At 41.4% G+C, this 18,677-nt stretch carries 14 protein-coding genes and 7 pseudogenes; 19 read left to right on the forward strand and 2 right to left on the reverse strand.

What is annotated here, in order from left to right; all coding sequences use genetic code 11:
* Positions 1-16 precede the first annotated feature (16 nt).
* On the forward strand, positions 17-964 hold the full coding sequence (locus tag JCM13188_RS14805; RefSeq protein WP_054754752.1) for an L-threonine 3-dehydrogenase: 948 nt from the start codon (positions 17-19) through the stop codon (positions 962-964).
* Between the two features lie 235 nt (positions 965-1,199).
* Here the strand turns inward: JCM13188_RS14805 and JCM13188_RS14810 are convergent, their stop codons facing one another.
* Positions 1,200-1,538, reverse strand: a complete 339-nt coding sequence (locus tag JCM13188_RS14810) for a tetratricopeptide repeat protein (RefSeq protein WP_054754753.1) — start codon at positions 1,536-1,538, stop codon at positions 1,200-1,202.
* A 413-nt stretch (positions 1,539-1,951) separates the two neighbouring features.
* On the opposite strand from JCM13188_RS14810, the pseudogene JCM13188_RS14815 reads away from it, so the two are divergent.
* The 16 genes and pseudogenes from JCM13188_RS14815 to JCM13188_RS14890 all read left to right on the forward strand — a co-directional run bounded on the left by JCM13188_RS14815 (position 1,952) and on the right by JCM13188_RS14890 (position 16,141).
* Positions 1,952-3,526, forward strand: a pseudogene (locus tag JCM13188_RS14815) (BCCT family transporter).
* A gap of 107 nt (positions 3,527-3,633) precedes the next feature.
* Positions 3,634-4,168: pseudogene (locus tag JCM13188_RS14820) on the forward strand (acyl-CoA thioesterase).
* A 59-nt stretch (positions 4,169-4,227) separates the two neighbouring features.
* Positions 4,228-4,677, forward strand: a complete 450-nt coding sequence (gene hutP / locus JCM13188_RS14825) for a histidine utilization transcription antiterminator HutP (RefSeq protein ID WP_054754754.1) — start codon at positions 4,228-4,230, stop codon at positions 4,675-4,677.
* 94 nt (positions 4,678-4,771) lie between these two features.
* A pseudogene (hutH, locus tag JCM13188_RS14830) lies at positions 4,772-6,245 on the forward strand (histidine ammonia-lyase).
* Between the two features lie 253 nt (positions 6,246-6,498).
* Positions 6,499-8,162: pseudogene (gene hutU, locus JCM13188_RS14835) on the forward strand (urocanate hydratase).
* 57 nt (positions 8,163-8,219) lie between these two features.
* On the forward strand, positions 8,220-9,479 hold the full coding sequence (gene hutI / locus JCM13188_RS14840) for an imidazolonepropionase (protein WP_054754755.1): 1,260 nt from the start codon (positions 8,220-8,222) through the stop codon (positions 9,477-9,479).
* Positions 9,480-9,531: 52 nt separating this feature from the next.
* Positions 9,532-10,425 (forward strand): annotated as a pseudogene (hutG, locus tag JCM13188_RS14845) (formimidoylglutamase).
* A 78-nt stretch (positions 10,426-10,503) separates the two neighbouring features.
* Positions 10,504-10,824, forward strand: coding sequence for a hypothetical protein (locus JCM13188_RS14850; protein ID WP_279401946.1), 321 nt, complete (start codon positions 10,504-10,506; stop codon positions 10,822-10,824).
* Entirely contained in the window at positions 10,821-11,027 is a 207-nt protein-coding gene (locus JCM13188_RS14855) for a hypothetical protein (protein ID WP_054754757.1), read from the forward strand. Before JCM13188_RS14850 ends, JCM13188_RS14855 begins: the two co-directional genes overlap by 4 nt.
* A 74-nt stretch (positions 11,028-11,101) precedes the next feature.
* Positions 11,102-11,284, forward strand: a complete 183-nt coding sequence (locus JCM13188_RS14860; RefSeq protein WP_054754758.1) for an SE1832 family protein — start codon at positions 11,102-11,104, stop codon at positions 11,282-11,284.
* Positions 11,285-11,579: 295 nt separating this feature from the next.
* Complete coding sequence (gene tapA / locus JCM13188_RS14865) at positions 11,580-12,593, forward strand: amyloid fiber anchoring/assembly protein TapA (protein WP_054754759.1); 1,014 nt, start codon at positions 11,580-11,582, stop codon at positions 12,591-12,593.
* Entirely contained in the window at positions 12,574-13,155 is a 582-nt protein-coding gene (gene sipW, locus JCM13188_RS14870) for a signal peptidase I SipW (RefSeq protein ID WP_054754760.1), read from the forward strand. The genes tapA and sipW overlap by 20 nt, the downstream gene beginning before the upstream one ends.
* Before the next feature lie 84 nt (positions 13,156-13,239).
* Positions 13,240-13,944 carry a TasA family protein gene (locus JCM13188_RS14875; RefSeq protein ID WP_054754761.1) on the forward strand — a complete coding sequence of 235 codons (705 nt, stop codon included), beginning with the start codon at positions 13,240-13,242 and terminating at the stop codon, positions 13,942-13,944.
* A gap of 18 nt (positions 13,945-13,962) precedes the next feature.
* A complete protein-coding gene (locus JCM13188_RS14880; RefSeq protein WP_054754762.1) occupies positions 13,963-14,844 on the forward strand; it encodes a TasA family protein in 882 nt (293 codons plus the stop codon).
* Positions 14,845-14,904: 60 nt separating this feature from the next.
* Positions 14,905-15,525 (forward strand): TasA family protein, encoded by a 621-nt coding sequence (locus tag JCM13188_RS14885; protein ID WP_054754763.1) that lies wholly within the window; start codon positions 14,905-14,907, stop codon positions 15,523-15,525.
* Positions 15,526-15,686: 161 nt separating this feature from the next.
* Positions 15,687-16,141, forward strand: a pseudogene (locus tag JCM13188_RS14890) (class D sortase).
* Positions 16,142-16,217: 76 nt separating this feature from the next.
* Here the strand turns inward: JCM13188_RS14890 and JCM13188_RS14895 are convergent.
* Positions 16,218-16,550 carry a helix-turn-helix domain-containing protein gene (locus JCM13188_RS14895; RefSeq protein WP_054754765.1) on the reverse strand — a complete coding sequence of 111 codons (333 nt, stop codon included), beginning with the start codon at positions 16,548-16,550 and terminating at the stop codon, positions 16,218-16,220.
* Between the two features lie 168 nt (positions 16,551-16,718).
* Between JCM13188_RS14895 and JCM13188_RS14900 the strand changes: the two are divergent.
* Positions 16,719-17,557, forward strand: a pseudogene (locus JCM13188_RS14900) (lipoate--protein ligase family protein).
* Between the two features lie 21 nt (positions 17,558-17,578).
* Positions 17,579-18,502 (forward strand): lipoyl synthase, encoded by a 924-nt coding sequence (gene lipA / locus JCM13188_RS14905; protein ID WP_054754766.1) that lies wholly within the window; start codon positions 17,579-17,581, stop codon positions 18,500-18,502.
* The last annotated feature ends 175 nt before the right edge of the window (positions 18,503-18,677 follow it).

Below are 18,677 nucleotides of genomic sequence, written 5' to 3' on the forward strand. Positions count from 1 at the left end.
ATTGGAGGAAACATCAATGAAGAAGGTTTTAATCACTGGCGCTCTAGGTCAAATTGGCTCAGAGCTAACGACAACGTTGCGTGAACGCTATGGCGCTGACAACATCATTGCAACTGACATTCGTAGAGCAGACAGTGAAGTCGTAACAGGCGGCCCGTTTGAAATTTTAGATGTCACAGATTATAACAAGATGTATGAACTCGCTCAAAAGTACGAAGTTGATACGATTATGCATTTAGCCGCTCTATTGTCAGCTAAAGCGGAAAATAATCCGAAATTTGCATGGGACTTAAACATGGGCGGACTCGTCAATGCGCTTGAGGTTGCACGTGAGCTAGAGCTTAAATTTTTCACGCCAAGTTCGATTGGTGCATTTGGTCCGACAACACCTAAATTTAAAACGCCTCAAGATACGATTCAGCGTCCAACGACGATGTATGGGGTGAATAAAGTATCAGGCGAGTTGCTTTGTGATTATTATTTTAACCGTTTCGGAGTCGATGCTCGTGGTGTTCGCTTCCCTGGTCTAATTTCATATGTGACAGAACCAGGCGGCGGGACGACAGACTATGCTGTTGAGATCTACTACGAAGCGCTTAAGAATAAAAAGTACACCTCGTATATAGCTGAAGGTACTTACATGGATATGATGTACATGCCAGATGCAATCAATGCGATTATTCAGCTGATGGAAGCTGATGCGGGTAAGCTTGAACATCGTAACGCGTTTAACGTAACCGCGATGAGTGCAGCTCCAGAAGATTTTGCTCGAGCGATTCAAAAACACATTCCAGAGTTTGAAATTGATTACGATGTCGACCCAATCCGTCAGACGATTGCGGAGAGCTGGCCAGACTCGATTGATGCCGAATGCGCAGCAAACGAGTGGGGCTTTAAACCAGAATTCGATATCGATAAAATGACAGAAGATATGCTTAAAAAGTTAAAAGAAAAGTTGGGCTAAAGCGCCCAACTTTTTTTATTTTATGAAGTTTCTCATTTACGTTAGAATTGTCCATATAATCAGCAAGAGTGTTCATATTTTGCCATGAACTGTTCGTATTATCGAAAAGTTTGTTCATATTTCAGCATAAATTGTTCGTATTACAACCTAAAGTGTCTGTATTTAAGTTAAGATTGTTCATAAGAATGGTCAAATTGTCCGTATTTTAAAGTAAACCCTTGGACTTTAAGGCAACCTAGTTAAACACCTCATCTAAACGACTCGCATAAAAATCAAGTGCTCGTGAGAACTGCTTAATCGATTCATCATCAGTCGTCTCAAGCAATTTCTTCAACACAAATTCCATAGCCAAATCTGTATCCCCTAAGTTATAAAGCGTCATCGCAAAGAAAATATAAAACGCATTGTAATCAGGATATTCACTCATCCCAATCTCCAATGTTTCGCGAGCCTGTTCATACAAGCCAACCGCACGATAACTACTGCCAAGGCATAACAATGCATCTCGACGCATCTCACCTTCAAGGCCTAACTCTAAAGCTTGTTTATAAAAACCAATAGCTTGCGGCTCCATATCGTTTTGATCATGTATATAAGCAGTTTCTAATAACAGTTCGGCGTTTGGTCATCTTTTTCTAATAATTGAAGCGCGAGATTTCTCGCATCATCGTAATTTCCCTTTTCTCTAAGTGCTTTTACTTCTTCTAAACTCATGATTTTAACTCCTTTCTAACTCAATTGTATAGCTCACCCAAAGACTAGGCAAACTAAAATTGGGACTTAGCTTTAAATGAACTCAAATGTACTTAAATTTTTTTTAAAATATATCCTTAAACTATGTAAAACCTATGAGTAGGTATCAAATCCTTTAACATAGTTCAAAATCCTGTTTTGACTAAATTTCGACAATTCACTACAATATATTTTGTGTGAAAAAATTCGAAGGGCGAAACACCTTCGTTTTTGTAAAATAATAGGAGGAACATGATGAAAATAAAAGAAAAGTATCACTCGGAGGACTATCTGGGTAAAGGAGTCCAAAAGACCGCTTTATTTATTAGTGGTGGATTTTTAATTTTATTCTTTTTACTAGCTTTTTTAGCACCTGACTTTACAGAGAAAGCTGTTGGTGCTTCATTTGACTGGTCAGCTCAATTTTTTGGTTTGTTCTGGCAGTTATTAATGTTAGCAACGCTAATTGTAGGGTTACTACTTATGTTTACGCGATATGGAAGAGTTAAGTTAGGTAAACAGGAAACCCCTGAGTTTTCTAATTTTCGCTGGATTGCGATGGTTTTAACGACATTACTTGCAAGTGGTGGTGTGTTCTGGGCAGCAAGTGAGCCAATGTCACACTTTATCACGACGCCACCGTTGTTTAGTGCAGAGAACTTAAGTGCGTGGGATCGCGCCGTTCCTGGTGTTGCTCAAGCATTTTTCCATTGGGGATTTTCTGCATGGGCCGTATTAGGTACAGTTGCAACGATTGTATTGATGTACGCTCATTATCATAGAGGAATGCCTTTAAAGCCAAGAACGATTCTATATCCGTTAATTGGAGATAAAGTATTCAAACGTTACAACTTCTTTGGTTTAACAGCTGATGTGACGTCAATTATCGCTGTTGCTGCGGGTACTATTGGAGCAATTGGCTTCTTAGGCCTACAGGCGGCTTATGCTTTCGAACAAGTGACAGGCATTGAAAGTAATTTGTTCATGCAGATTTTATTTATTGTAATCTTAATTGGAATTGCAACGATTTCGGCTGTTACGGGTGTTGACAAAGGAATCCAGCTATTAAGTCGTTTTTAACGTAGCGTTTGCCGTTCTGCTCATGGTGATCATTTAATTGTTGGACCTACAGCGTTTATTTTAGATATTTTCATTACAGCAGAAGCTTTCCAACTACAAAACTTCTTAATGATGAGCTTAACTCGTGGTGATGAAACGTGGTTAGCATGGTGGACCGTCTTCTTCTGGGGTTGGTTTATCGGTTTTGGCCCAATGATGTCGATCTTTATTGCACGTATTTCACGTGGACGTACAATTCGTGAGTTAATTGTAGCTGTAGCCATAATTTCACCAATTGTCAGTAACTTATGGTTCGCAACACTAGGTGGATCTGGTGTATTCTTTGAAATGCAAAATTCAGGAATTATATCAGAGCCTCTGCAAAATGTTGGTCAGGAAGCAGCCGTTATGGCAATCTTGAACCAACTACCAATGAGTGCAGCCTTTGCGGTTGGATTTTTAATCATTACCATCGTGTTTGTGGCGACTACGGCCGACTCAATGTCATACGCATCAGCCGTTGCCGTTACAGGTAATGATAACCCTAGTAAGTATATCCGTGTGTTCTGGGCACTTATTTTTGGTGCAGTTGCAGTCGCACTTCTAACGTTAGGTGAAGGTAGTATTGGTCTACTACAAAACTTCATCGTCGTATCGGCAGTGCCGGTATCATTACTACTACTTCCGCCAGTTTGGGATTCCGTTAAAATCGCAAATAAAATGGCTATTGAACAAGGAATTAAAAGTAAAGACGATCGTAGTAAACTATAAAATATAAAGCACTCCTCAACTGAGGGGTGCTAATTTTATGGGACAATATGCTTAAACAAAACTTAGCGTGGTATACTACCATTAGAAAATGAAAAAGGGTGATTCGAATGGAAGCAAAACCTTGCATCAATTCTTTAACAGTTAAAAACTCACACGTTCTCCCGCCAGATACCAATAGTCACGGTACATTATTCGGTGGACAACTCATGGCTTACATAGATGATGTGGGGGCCATCGCGGCAACGAGGCACGCACGCATGCCAGTTGTGACAGCTTCGACTGACTCGGTTGACTTTTTACATCCAGTTAAAGAAGGTAACACTATTTGTCTAGAGGCTTTTGTGACTTATACGCATCGCACATCAATGGAAGTGTTCGTTAAGGCCATTACAGAAAACTTACTAACCGGTGAGCGTCAAGTCTGTACAACAGCGTTTTTTAACGTTTGTTGGGTTAGATGAAGATGGAAGCCCTACAGAAGTACCACCGGTTTACCCTGAATCAGAAGAAGAGAAGTGGCTTCACAATGGGGCGGCGGCACGTGCTGAATACCGTCGTAAGCGTCGCAAGGATTCAAAAGAGTTAGCAGACCGTTTTGGTGCCGATTTCCCATGGGATCCCACAACGAATCGAAAGGCCTAATTGACTTTACTTATAGCACCATATAAAATGAACGTATAATAGAAATTGTTGGTGTTAACATGAAAAAGTCATTAGAAGCGGGAATCGGAAAGTCAGCTCTTCAGTTAGTATTAGCTAGTAGCCATGAGATCGAAGAGGCCGAAGCTCGCGTCACTGAATCAGGTTTTCATTATTGTTTAGGAAAAACAGGATCGATGGATATGCAGAAGGTCGTCTCAGCGATTGAAACAGCTGCCAAGCGCCATCAGATTATTGATGAAAAACTATACCGAGAAATGCACGCGCTATACCATGCCATTTTAGAAGCGTTAGAAGGCGTCACAAGAGGCCAGGTGTTACTAGGAGATGTGATGCGAACAGTTGGACTAAGGTTTAGCGTCGTACGCGGGATGCCTTATGAAAATGAGGCAGAAGGTGAATGGATTGCTGTAGCGTTATATGGAACCATTGGCGCGCCTATTAAAGGGCTAGAGCATGAAACAACAGGTCTCGGTATTAACCACATTTAAATAGAAACGCCCAGAGCGATGAGATAATAGGGGGCTAACCTTCAAGGAATACCTTGAGGGTTAGTCCCTTTTTGTCTATTAAAGGAGTGATGACATGGAGTTAACCGGATCTAATCTGGATTTAGAAAAAGTAAAACAAATTGTAACAGGTTTTGAAACCGTTACCATATCAAAAGAGAGTTTAGAAGAAGTTAAGAAAAGTCGGAAGGCTGTTGAAGATTACTTAGACCAGCATCAAGTCATTTACGGAATCAACACAGGATTCGGAAAATTTAGCGATGTCGAAATTGAGGACGGAGATCTTGATGAGCTTCAGTTGAACTTAATTCACTCGCACGCATGCGGAGTGGGTGAGCCTTTTTCAGAACAAGTAAGCCGGGCGATGATTTTACTTCGCGCCAATGCGCTTTTGAAAGGTTACTCAGGGGTTCGGCCCGTCATTATTGAAAGATTAATAGATTTACTGAATCACCGAATTCACCCTGTTATTCCTCAGCAAGGTTCATTAGGAGCAAGCGGGGATCTCGCTCCACTTGCGCATTTGGCATTAGTTTTGTTAGGTGAGGGTGAAGTCTATTATCAAGGCGAACAAGTGCCAACGATGATCGCATTTAACCAAGAAAAGTTAGAGCCTGTTCAGTTAAAAGCAAAAGAAGGTCTGGCTCTGATTAACGGGACCCAGGCCATGACCGCAGTTGGCGTTTTAGCTTACCTTGATGCTGAAAAAGTATTAACGTATTCAGAAAAATTGCCGCCATGACGATGGAGGGTCTCGAGAGCATTACGTGCGCCTTTGATGACCTCATTCACATGCGCGAGGGCACGCCGAACAGAGAGAAGTGGCAGAAAGAATGCGTGAGTACTTGAAAGGAAGTCAATTAACGACCAAACAAGGTGAGAAGCGAATTCAAGATGCATACTCCATACGCTGTATTCCGCAAGTGCTGGGAGCATCGTGGCAAACACTTGGTTACGTTAAAGATAAGCTCGAAACCGAGATTAATGCAGCAACTGATAACCCGCTCATTTTTTCTGATGAAGGAAAAGTATTATCTGGAGGAAACTTTCACGGCCAGCCGATTGCGGTTGCGATGGATTTATTAAAAATCGGCATGAGTGAAGTCGCGAACATTTCAGAGCGCAGGATAGAGCGTTTGGTTAATCCGCAGCTGAATGACCTGCCGCCGTTTTTAAGCCCAGAACCAGGACTTCAATCTGGCGCGATGATTATGCAGTACACAGCCGCATCCCTCGTATCAGAAAACAAAACCCTTGCCCACCCTGCAAGCGTGGACTCGATTCCGTCATCAGCGAATCAAGAAGATCACGTTAGTATGGGGACAATAGGAGCGAGGCACGCCGCACAGATTATCGAAAACGTTCGTCGCGTGGTCGCAATCGAGTTTATTTGCGCCATGCAGGCCGTGGAACTGAGGGGCGGACCTGCTAAGATGGCCGAGACAACTCGAGTTCTTTACGAGGCGGGGCGCGAGGTCGTACCGAGTATTAAACGAGATCGGGTGTTTTCGAAGGATATTGAGGCACTTCAAGAATGGTTGAGACAGTAAAATTCACGCATTTATCGTATGTTGAGTGGAACTGTTCGTATCTTTGAACTAATTGTCCGTATATCAGAGTGAATTGTCCGTATTTAATAAGAAAGTGTTCGTATCTTGCTATAAACTGTCCGTATTTAAAACAAAAGTGTTCATATACTTGATTAAACTGTTTGCATTTACAAGAGAATTGTTCATATTTTGATAGAAAGTGTCCGTAATCATGTATTTTAAAATAGTTTTCTAGATCAAGGAGGAGTATTACATGTCAAATCCAGTTAAAACAATCCGTGCACCACGAGGGACTGAACTGAATACGAAAGGGTGGGTCCAAGAAGCGGCTCTACGAATGCTGATGAACAATTTGGACCCAGAAGTTGCAGAAAATCCTGATGAGCTAGTCGTATATGGGGGGTATAGGAAAAGCTGCTCGTAATTGGGAAAGTTTTGAAGCGATCGTTGCGACACTCAAAAATTTAGAAGAAGATGAAACACTACTCGTTCAATCGGGTAAGCCGGTTGCGGTCTTTAAATCCCAAAAGGATGCGCCTCGCGTGTTACTCGCTAACTCGAACCTCGTACCGGCGTGGGCGAATTGGGATCATTTCCGCGAGCTAGAGAAGAAGGGCCTCATGATGTACGGCCAAATGACAGCGGGAAGCTGGATTTACATTGGGACTCAAGGTATTTTACAAGGAACGTATGAAACATTCGCTGAAGCGGCTCGCCAGCATTTTGATGGTTCACTACAAGGTACGCTTACGGTCACTGCTGGTCTTGGCGGCATGGGTGGCGCACAGCCACTTGCGGTGACGATGAATGATGGTGTTGTGATTGCGATTGAGGTGGATGAAACGCGCATTAAGCGCCGCATTGAACACCGCTATTTAGACAAAATGGCAACAACTCTTGATGAGGCTCTCGACATGGCGAAACAAGCCAAAGCAGCAGGCCAGCCGTTATCGATTGGCTTACTTGGAAATGCTGCAGAAATTTTACCTGAACTCGTAAAACGAGGGGAAATGCCGGATCTAGTAACCGACCAAACGTCAGCGCACGATCCGCTGAACGGCTATTTACCTGCAGGTTACACCATGGAACAAGGTGCAGAAATCAGAAAGTCCAACCCTGAAAAATATCTCAAAGACTCTCGCTCTAGCATTAAATCTCACGTTCAGGCGATGCTAGATTTACAGAAAGCAGGAGCCATCACATTCGACTACGGAAACAACATTCGTCAGGAAGCTTACAATGAAGGTTTAGAAAATGCCTTCGACTTCCCTGGATTCGTTCCAGCGTTCATTCGTCCGCAGTTCTGTGAAGGGAAAGGGCCTTTCCGCTGGGCGGCGTTATCAGGTGACCCAGAGGACATCTACAAATTGATGAGGTTCTTTTAAAAGAATTCGCGTACAACGAGCACTTATGCAAGTGGATCCGCATGGCGCGAGATAAGGTCGCTTTCCAAGGGCTGCCATCTCGAATTTGCTGGTTAGGCTACGGCGAACGTGCGCGTTTCGGCAAAATTATTAACGACATGGTTGCAAAAGGCGACATCTCAGCTCCTATTGTCATTGGCCGTGACCACTTAGATGCAGGATCTGTCGCATCGCCAAACCGTGAAACGGAATCGATGAAAGATGGAGCGATGCAGTTGCGGACTGGCCGATTTTAAACGCGCTGATTAATTCTGTTAACGGTGCGAGCTGGGTATCGGTTCACCACGGAGGCGGAGTTGGCATGGGCTACTCACTACACGCTGGGATGGTGATTGTCGCAGATGGAACAGATGATGCAGCTGAGCGTTTAGAACGCGTGCTGACATCTGATCCTGGTATGGGCGTAGCGAGACACGTCGATGCGGGATACGAGCTCGCTGAACAAACGGCCCGCGAGAAAGGCGTTCACATTCCAATGCTTGATGAAAAATAAACACTCACACCCGCGCAAGATTCAGGCGCGGGTTCTAACAATCAAAGGAGGATACACATGGCACAGACCACACTACTTTATAATATTGGACAACTACTCACCATGGATCAGCACGAAGGCCCGGTTCGCGGTGAAAACATGAGCAAACTCGATGTTAAAGAAAACTATGCGATTTTAATGAAGGGTGGTAAAATTGCAGAAATCGCGCCCACGAACGAGTTGATCAACTCCGAAGCGGATGAAAAAGTCGACTGCGAAGGAAAGCTCGTCACCCCTGGCCTTGTCGAACCACACACGCATTTAGTATTCGGCGGTTCTCGTGAACACGAAATGGCTTTAAAGCAACAAGGCGTTCCTTACTTAGATATCTTAAAGCAAGGCGGCGGCATCTTATCAACGGTTCGTGCAACGCGAAAAGCAACGGAAGAAGAGCTTTACGAAAAAGCAATGTTTCATTTAAACCGTATGGCATCGTACGGCATTACAACGGTTGAGGCGAAAAGTGGTTACGGCATGGACAAAGAGACGGAGCTAAAACAGTTGCGCGTTGCGAAAAAAGCAGGGGAAAACCACTCACTTGATTTGGTGTCTACTTTCCTTGGCGCCCATGCGATTACGGAAGAGTACAAGGACAATCCTGATGCCTTACTAGGCGAAATGGCAGCACTTTTTGATCAAATCAAAGAAGAAAACCTCGCTGAGTTCGTCGATATTTTTACTGAAACAGGTGTGTTTACGATTGAACAATCTAGACGTTACTTACAAAAGGCAAAAGATCACGGCTTTGATGTGAAAATTCATGCAGATGAAATCGACCCACTTGGCGGAACGCAGCTTGCTGTAGAACTTGGTGCAACAACAGGCGATCATTTAGCTGTCGCAACCGATGACGGAATCAAACAGCTCGCAGGATCAGATACAATCGGCGTACTGCTTCCTGGTACGATTTTTTACTTAGGAAAAGGTGAATTTGCACGCGCGCGAGATATGATCGAAACGGGCGCTGCAATAGCCATTTCAACGGACTTTAACCCAGGCAGTAGCGTGACAGAAAACATTCAGCTCATCATGTCACTCGCAGCCCTTAAGATGAAAATGACACCAGAAGAGATTTGGCATGCCGTAACGGTCAATGCGGCTCATGCGATTAACCGTGGAGAAGAAGCGGGGCAAATTAAAGTAGGCCGCAAAGCTGATGTGGTTATTTGGGATGCACCGAATTACCTTTACATTCCTTACCATTACGGCGTGAACCACGTTAATACGGTCTTTAAAGCCGGTCAAAAGCTATACCAGCGAGGTGATTTACTTGTCTAGGTATATCAAACCAGCTGGACAGGCGAAGTTCGTTGATCGTTACACGAAAAAGATGAATGAATTACTTGTTGATCTTAACGTGCATGAGGGTTCGGTAAAATATGGATTGATGGGGGCACCACTTTCTAAACCGTCGATCAGTCATTCGGGTGCGTCGATGGCTCCCGGGGCCATTCGTCAGGCCATGGGAAGCTACTCAACGTATGCGAATCATACCGATCAAGATTTACGTGATACACAAATTGTAGACTTTGGGGATGTCGTGATGCATCCGACTGATATAGTGGAATCACAAGACCGAATCTATCAATCGGTAAAAGACGTAATCCAGACGCACAATCCAGAGTATTTTATTTATTCGGGGGCGATCATTCAGTCAGTTTTCCGTCAATAAAAGCATTACACGAAACAAAAGGGAAGGTGGGCGTCATTCAGTTTGATGCCCATCATGACCTGCGAAATTTAGATGACGGCGGGCCGACGAACGGAACTCCTTTTCGCAGATCGATAGAAAATAGCGTATTAAAAGGTGAGCACATCGTTCAAATCGGGATTCGTGATTTTACCAATGCCAAGGCGTATGCCGATTACGCCGTGAAGCAAGGCGTTAAAGTCTACACGATGCAAGATGTGCTACAGGACCGAATTGAATCGATTATACGTGAGTCTATTAACTATTTAAAAAAAACGAGTTGATTATATCTATTTATCCGTCGATATGGATGTATTAGACCAAGCCTTTGCGCCGGGGTGCCCGGCAATCGGCCCAGGCGGCATGGACAGCCAAACGCTCCTAACAGCCGTTCAAGAAGCGGCGAAACATCCGATGGTTAAAGGGATGGATATCGTTGAAATTGACCCGACTTTGGACTTTCGTAATATGACTAGCCGGGTCGCAAGCTATGTGCTGTTTTCTTTTCTTAAGTCAAAAGACCTAAAAATTTAGAGGATTAAATACTTGTCATGTCGAATAGAATTATACGAGTATCGAAAACCGTATAATAAACTATTGGAGTGAACCGACGTGAAAAAGATAAAAAGATGGAGTCTAGGTTTGGTGATCACCTTGGTCGGGTTAGTCGGGTACTTTGTAGTAGAAGCGGCAAGTAATGAGGTCGAGTTTACTAGTGTGAGTCACGCTGGTGTGCAGCACAATTTACTTGTAGAACATGAGTACATTTACATTGGAAAAGAATTTGAATGGACTGGAGAAGGACTTCCTACGATAGAAGACATTAACATATTAACGAATGAAGGCGAAGTTCTTGAAGCGGATGATTCGGACATTCAAATAAAGCTATGGATTGATGAATCCAATCAAACCCAAATTTGTACGGTGATATGAGTGAAAAAGATTTAGAGAGAATCTCAAATTACCAGAAGGTTAAAGGGTATCAAATGACAAAGCCTGAAATAACCTTAGTCATGCAAGTCAAACTCAAAAACCCGAGCTACCAGAATCACCTGAAATCCTTTATGATCGAGTATAGCCAAGACGGCAAAGCTAAGAAGCAAGAAGTTCCACTTAAAAATTTCATCTTTCATTAAGGTTAGGTCATGAGGCCTGACCTTTTTATTTGGAAAAAGTTTTATTTTTCTTACAATGAATTTGAGGTGATTAGATGAAAAAGAAAGAAATCCAAGAACGAATCGATGAATTAAAAATGGATTACATCCGAATTCAAGGAGATCTCGATAAATTAGAATCAACCGGCGGAAACGTCACCATGTTAGAAAAAACATTATCACGCATGGAAGATGAACTAAACGAACTAAGACAACAACTAGCAAAAGCAAGTGAATAATAGGTAGATTAATAGACCTTGTCCTAAGAAATTTGGGGCAAGGTTTTTGTTTTGTTTAGTTGTTCTTAATAAAGAACGGAGTAAAACGAAGAAAAGGTTAGGAATTTTAAGGAAAAAGGGTCTTGTTCTTTAAAAAGAACAATATTTGTTCATTATTTAGAATATTTGGGCTTTTTCGGGTTTTGCATATCTGAGCGGCAAGTCTATACTATTCATATATTCATTATAACGAACATATAATTAATCTTGTGTTCATTACATAGAACGTTCCCGGCTAGGAGGGATCATTATCCAAATGAGAAAAAGTCGATTAACTGCGAGAAGGAAGAGAGAGTTGAAGAAAAGTTTATTCATCAAACCTTTAATTGGTCTATATCTGTTATTTCTGTTTTTATCATCGATCGCTGGTTCAACTGAAGCGGCTTTTAATGATGTGGAAGAAATATCTGCTTCATTAAAAGTGGGTTGGGAATTAGATGAAGACGAAAAGTGGGATAAAAGTTCTTTAACTTTTGATGGTCAAAAAGTTGGAGGAAATTGTGATCGTATTTATGCCTATGTCAAGAACGGTGGCGACGGTGATATGGAAGTGCCTTGGGGTTATCAGGTCATCAAAATATCTCAAGGTAATGATGGAGATGTAATACACGAAGGTGAAACACCATTGATAGATTCTGGTGATTCTGCAGAGCTAGCTTATGAAGGTGAACTTGAAAATGGAAAATACAAATTTAAGTTTGTAAGACCTGAAGGGCACCCTGGTGGAGATAGTGGTGGATTTAGTGGAAAAATTCATGTTACCGATTGTGCCGATCAAGAAGAACCTGGAGAAGATAAAGAGAAAGACAGTGGATCACCAGACGATGTATGCGATGAAAATCACCCTGGCAACCCACAAGCTTGTGATGATTCGCAACAAACAGATGAAGGTGATGGAAATCATCAAGAAAACGTAAGCAAAAAAGAATCGAATGATTCAAAAGATAAATCTGTAGAAGAAAAACAAACAAAGGAAAAATCAAAAGCTGATTCAGAAAACATGACTGAACAAAAAGAGAAAGCTCCTAAAAATACAAATAGTGGTGAAGAACAAACTACTCAAACTGAGGAAGCAGAAGACACGAAAGATCAAGAGAAAGAAGAACAGCAAGGTACTAATAGTGCTGAAACGGAGTCTACTAATAACAAGGAAAATAAAGAATCGGAGTCAGATGAACCTGTAGAACAAGAAAATAATACTAACGTAGATAGTGAAGAAGGAAATACTGAAAACTCAAAGGGTGATAACGATGAAAGTCAAGATAATTAAATGGGGCAATCGAACCATTAACTTTCTATTAATTGCTGCATTCTTGTTTACATTCGTATTAGTAATTTCAAATTTGATGAGTGATGGCACTCCAAAAGTGTTTGGGCAAGAACTTAAGGTCGTCTATTCAGGATCAATGGAACCTGAAATTAAAACTGGAGCAGTTATTGGGATTAAACCAGATTTTGAGGTTCGAAACCTTAAAGAAGGCGACATCATTATGTTCCAACAAAGAGAAAATCATTTTGTGACTCACCGAATTATAGAGGTTTTAAATAACGATGGGCAGCTAATGTTTAGAACTCAAGGTGATAACAATGAGTTCGCAGATGCTAACGCTGTGCTTCCAGCTAATATTTACGGTGTTCATGAAGGCATCAATGTACCTTATTTAGGCTATGCAATGGATTTTGCGAATTCTAAATTTGGATTAGTCACATTAATGTTTATTCCTGGATTTTGGTTATTGTTCAGCTCAGGAAAAACTATTTATCTAGCTATAAGAGAAGAAAAACAGCAAAAAGAAGAGTCTAGTTCAGAACCCGCAGAAAATATTTCATAGTGTTTTACCGTTAAAGCTCTTAGCTTTTGACGGTGAATTAATAAATTATTTATTGCCTTGGGAGAGGTAAAAGGAGGAATTATTTTGGATATCAAAAAGAAACTTGGTATCGGTGTACTAACAGGTGCACTAGGACTATCACTAGTAGGAGGAGGAACATGGGCTGCGTTTAACGACGTGGAGGAAACTCAAAACCTATTTGTAACAGGAATACTAGATTTACAAATTGGTGAACAAACCACGATTGATTTTCAACTTGATAACTTAAAGCCAGGTGATCACTGGTCTGAAACACTTGTACTTAGAAATGGCGGTACGCTAGATATCAATCAGATTTTAACAACCATTGAAGTTGGTGGTTGGAATAATGAAGATGCATTAGACCTTAATACGAAGCTTTGGCCTGGTGCGGGAGACAATGAATTAGAAGATTTCTTAGCACAATTCGAAGTATCAATTAGTAGAGATGGTACCCATCTAGTGACCACAACTTTAGATCAATTAAACGGTATTACCAATGCAGAGATGACGGGAACAGATGCTGCAACAGCTGCATTAAATCCGGGTGATGAAATTTCATATGAAGTTTCATTCTTATTCAAAGAAGTAGATGAAACATTTGATAATTCTCGTTTCCAAGTTCAAAACAAATATCAAGATGAAGAAGCCGAAATCTCTATGAAGTTTGAGGCGACTCAAATGCCTGGAGAAGAAAGAGGAAATGATATGGACTTTGGAATTGAAAGCAACGGAGATCTTAACAGTTTAGTAGAAGGCCAAAATAAATAAGGTTTGGGGGAGAGATAGATGAAATTAAAAAAGAAATTAATGATGGGTTCAATGTCAGCTGCTATGGGTTTATCTTTAGTAGCTGGTGGAACATATGCAGCGTTTAACGATGTTGAAGACACGAGTGCAGCTTTTGCGGCTGGTACTCTGGAAATGGATTTAGAGCAAGTGGCTGAAGGTAAGCCATTTACGTTTGAGGTGGTCAATTTAAAGCCTGGTGACACGATGACTAGAGATATCAAATTTGTTAACAAAGGTTCTTTAGCAATTAAAGAAGTTTTAATGGCTATTGAAAATATGCAATTTGCTAGTATAGGTACTGTTCTTGGTGATGAGCCTCAAGCAGAAATGATGTTCCCTGGTTCAGGAGATTCTTGGTTTGATAATGTAAATACAGATCCACTAGCTTTCTTAGATCAATTTAGAGTTTCAATCATCACTTTAGGAGCTGAAAGTGGTGGCGATTATCAAAAGGAACTATTGGGTCAAGATGATAATGTAACATTAAAAGACTTCTATTTAGCATCTGATTCACTGAATAGCAAAGATGCATCTTCTTCACAAATTAATGCTGCCAGGTCTAAAGTCTATGATGCTATTAACCATAAAAACTACATTAAAGGTCATCGTTTAAATGTTACAACAGAGACTAATAATGGTTGGGAAGGACTGCCTGTAGACCCGACTGATCCAGATGTGTTACGTTTGAAAATTGAATTTATTGATGATCAAGATAAAGATGAGTATGGTGAATATGAACAAAACATCTATCAAGCTAATGGTGCAATGCTAACATTCTCATTCGAAGCTACTCAGTGGGAAGGTCAAGAAATTACTGAAGATGATTTAGGTGAGAATGGTTACATTGAAACAAACGAACAAGCAAATAACGGTGAGTAATCTTTTTAGGTAGGGTCTCCCCCTACCTCATACATATCTACTGAGGAAGGAGGCAGTACATTGGCTAAAAGAATCATCTTTATATTCACGTTAATTGGTGCTTTAGTTTTTGGCCCATCTCAAGTCTACGCCGATGATGTCTCGATTAGTTTGAATGAGGAATTTTTATTTAAAGTTGAAAATCTTAAACCTGGGGATTATATGATTCGTAATCTAGTGGTCGAAAATGATGGAGATTATGATTACTATTTTCATTCGATTGCTGAGTCTACTGGAGGATCTGAAAAGTTATTTAATCAATTTCAGTTAACCGTGACGGACTCTTCTGGTGAACTTATTTATGACGGAAGCTTAGCAGGTTTTAACGGAATGGAGTCTCGCTTATTAAAAATAGGTGAATCGGAGGAATTTGAATTTAAAGCAACATTCCCTTACGAATCAGATAATTCATTCCAAGGTTTAAGCACTGAATTTAACATTAAGGTTTGGGCTGAAGCTGAACCTCCTCAAGAGAATCAAGAGGATGTTGTAGGTTCAGATACGAATGTTAAAGGTAGCGGCTTCCTTCCTCAAACTGGTGAAGAAATACCATACTTATTTTACATCATTGGGGGAACGTTCTTAATTAGTGGTCTTGCGCTATACTTAGTAACCCGCAGGCTTTCTAGTGATAAGAAGTGAAAAAGCTGATTGCTATTCTATTTATCTTAGTTGGTATCGGGATTATCGCTTTCCCTCATATACAGAAACAAATCTATGCGTCAAAGCAAGATGAGCTCGTTCGTGAGTTTCAAAATTTGGATCAAATTTTCACTGAAAACCAAGAACGGGATGAAATTGAGGTGAGTGGCAATGGACCTGCTGAGGGTGAGCCCGAACCAGAAACTAAATCCCTTGATGCTGGAGTCGTTGGACTCCTGCATATTGAAAAAATTAATCTCACTGTTCCTATGCTTCAGGGAGCAACAGATAAGAACTTAGATCTTGGACTCGGTATTATGGAAGGAACGAGTTCACTTGGTGAAATTGGAAACACTGGTATTGCCGGACACCGAAGTTATACGGAAGGCCATCTATTTAACCGGCTAGACGAAGTAGAGATCGGTGATCGGGTTAATATTGAAACACTGGAATCGAACCTGACTTATGAAGTCTATGATACTCAGTTAGTAACGCCAGATGATGTGTCGGTGTTAAAACCAATGGTGATGATTCTATTATTACGCTGATTACTTGCGAACCGATGTATAATCCAACCCATAGGATTATCGTTCATGCAAAAAAGGTTTCAGATTAAAACTTAAGGCAGGTCCACTTTATTAAAGGTGGGCTTGCTTTTATTTTACAAAACAAAAACCGCCATCTCTGGCGATTTACTCATCTTCATTCTTTAGTTTCCATTTATTAAACTCTAGGAAGTTTTTAAACTCTTCCTTAGAGACTCCTGAATTCATAGCCTCTTTAACTAGCTTTTCCCATTCTGTATCAAGTCCTGATTGTCCTTCTTTTACCGTATCTTTAATCAAATGGTCAATTGTGATGCCGAGTTCTGATGCGACTTTTTCTAAAAATTGAACAGATGGGTTTTGTTGGATATTGCGTTCTAGGGCACTCAAATACGATTTAGCCACGCCCGCGCGTTCAGCTAGCTCGGTCAATGACAGGCCCTTTTCTAGTCTATATTTTTTTACGCGTTCACCGATCATGTGGGAAAACTCCTTAACGAATGACACTATATTTTTATCTTATCAATAATATAGCATATTTTTATGTATAAAGTTAGGTCAATTCTTTATTTTCGTTTTATTTTTTTACATAGTCTTGTTAAGATGGTAGTGTTAGAAAATTTATCTGACTAAAGTGAGTGTTACAACATGACAAAAGAAAAGTGGTATTTTATTAACACGAAAGCGCATGACGCCGCTTATAACATGGCATTTGACGAGTGTCTTTTGCGCTGGCATAGTCAAGGTGATATTCCGCCTGTTTTAAGGTTTTACACGTGGACGCCTGCTGCGATGTCGGTTGGGTATTTTCAGAAGGTTGACGGGAAAATACATACAGAGAATGTTAAGCGCTACGGATTTGATTTCGTTCGCCGATTAACAGGTGGTCGTGCGGTCTTGCATGATCATGAATTAACATACAGCGTCGTTGTGTCTGAAACTCATCCTAAGATGCCGAAAACAGTTACGGAGGCTTACCGCGTGATTACGCAAGGTTTGCTTGAAGGCTACCGGTTACTCGGAATTGATGCTGATATGGCGGTCCCTGAAGGTAAGCTACAGCGTACGGGTTCTGCGGTTTGTTTTGATGAACCATCGTGGTACGAGCTTGTAATCGGCGATAAGAAGGCAGCTGGTAGTGCGCAGACGCGTAAGCAGGGGGTCATTCTCCAGCACGGATCGGTTCCAATTAGTATGGATGACGATGTTTATTCGACATGTTCGCATATCCGGCTGATGAGGTTCGTGAGCGAGCGAAGGCGAAGTTTAAAGAGAAAGCGACGTCAATGGAAGCGTATTTAGGCCGAAAACTGACGCTTGAGGAAGTGGAAGAGGCCTTTCACCAAGGGTTTGAGAAAGGTTTAGATATAGAGTTAGTTCCTTTCAAGCTAACACCTGAACAAGAGCAAGAGGTTCAGACGTTAGCGGAAGAAAAATATAAGAATGATGAGTGGAATTTTTCACTGAATAAAAAGGGAGTCAAATAAATTTAAGAAGGGGTGGCATGGATGGCGAAAAACAATGAATACGTCAGAAAGCCGGAATGGTTAAAAATTAAGCTTAACACGAACAAGAACTACACAGGTCTTAAAAAAATGATGCGCGAGAAAAATTTACATACGGTATGTGAGGAAGCGCGTTGTCCGAACATTCACGAATGCTGGGCGGTTCGTAAGACCGCTACATTCATGATATTAGGTAAAGTTTGTACGCGTGGGTGCCGTTTCTGTGCGGTACAAACAGGGCTTCCAACTGAGATTGATTGGCAAGAGCCGCAGCGTGTAGCAGAGTCTGTTGAAATTATGGGACTTCGCCACGCAGTTATCACAGCGGTTGCGCGTGATGATTTGAAAGACGGAGGCGCAGGAGTTTTTGCCGAAACAGTTCGTGCGGTACGTGAACGTAATCCTGGTACAACTGTTGAAGTTCTGCCTTCTGATATGAAGGGTGACTACGAAAGCCTTCATACACTTATGGACGCGAAACCAGACATTTTTAATCATAACATCGAAACGGTTCGCCGCTTAACACCAACTGTACGTTCGAAAGCGACATACGACCGTTCGTTAACGTTGCTAAAGCGTGTTAAAGAGGTCGCGCCTGATGTTCCGACGAAATCAAGCATCATGGTTGGTTTAGGTGAGACAAAAGAAGAGATCCTCGAAGCGATGGATGATCTATTAGCACATGACGTGGATATTCTAACAATTGGTCAGTACTTACAACCAACACGTAATCATTTAAACGTCGTTCGTTACTACGAGCCACAAGAGTTTGCGGAACTGCGTAAGATTGCCTTCCAAAAAGGCTTTAAGCACTGCCAGTCAGCACCACTTGTTCGTTCATCTTACCATGCAGATGAGCAAGTCAGTGAAGCTGCTAAACAGCGCCGTGAACAATTCGAAAAACATTACATGAAAAACCCATCTTAATGAAGTTAATCCCCCTCAATCGGCTTGAGGGGGATTTTCTGTGACTTGCAGGTATATGTTGATGAAATTTAACGAACCTCTCAGTCCTAACCGACCGATAAATTAAAGAAAGTGATTGATAAATTTCAAAAAGTGATTGATAAAATCAAAAAAGTGGTCGATATTTTAGAAAAAC

Origin of the sequence: Piscibacillus salipiscarius JCM 13188, assembly GCF_001311865.1 — a bacterium.
In the GTDB taxonomy this organism is placed as follows: domain Bacteria; phylum Bacillota; class Bacilli; order Bacillales; family Alkalibacillaceae; genus Piscibacillus; species Piscibacillus salipiscarius.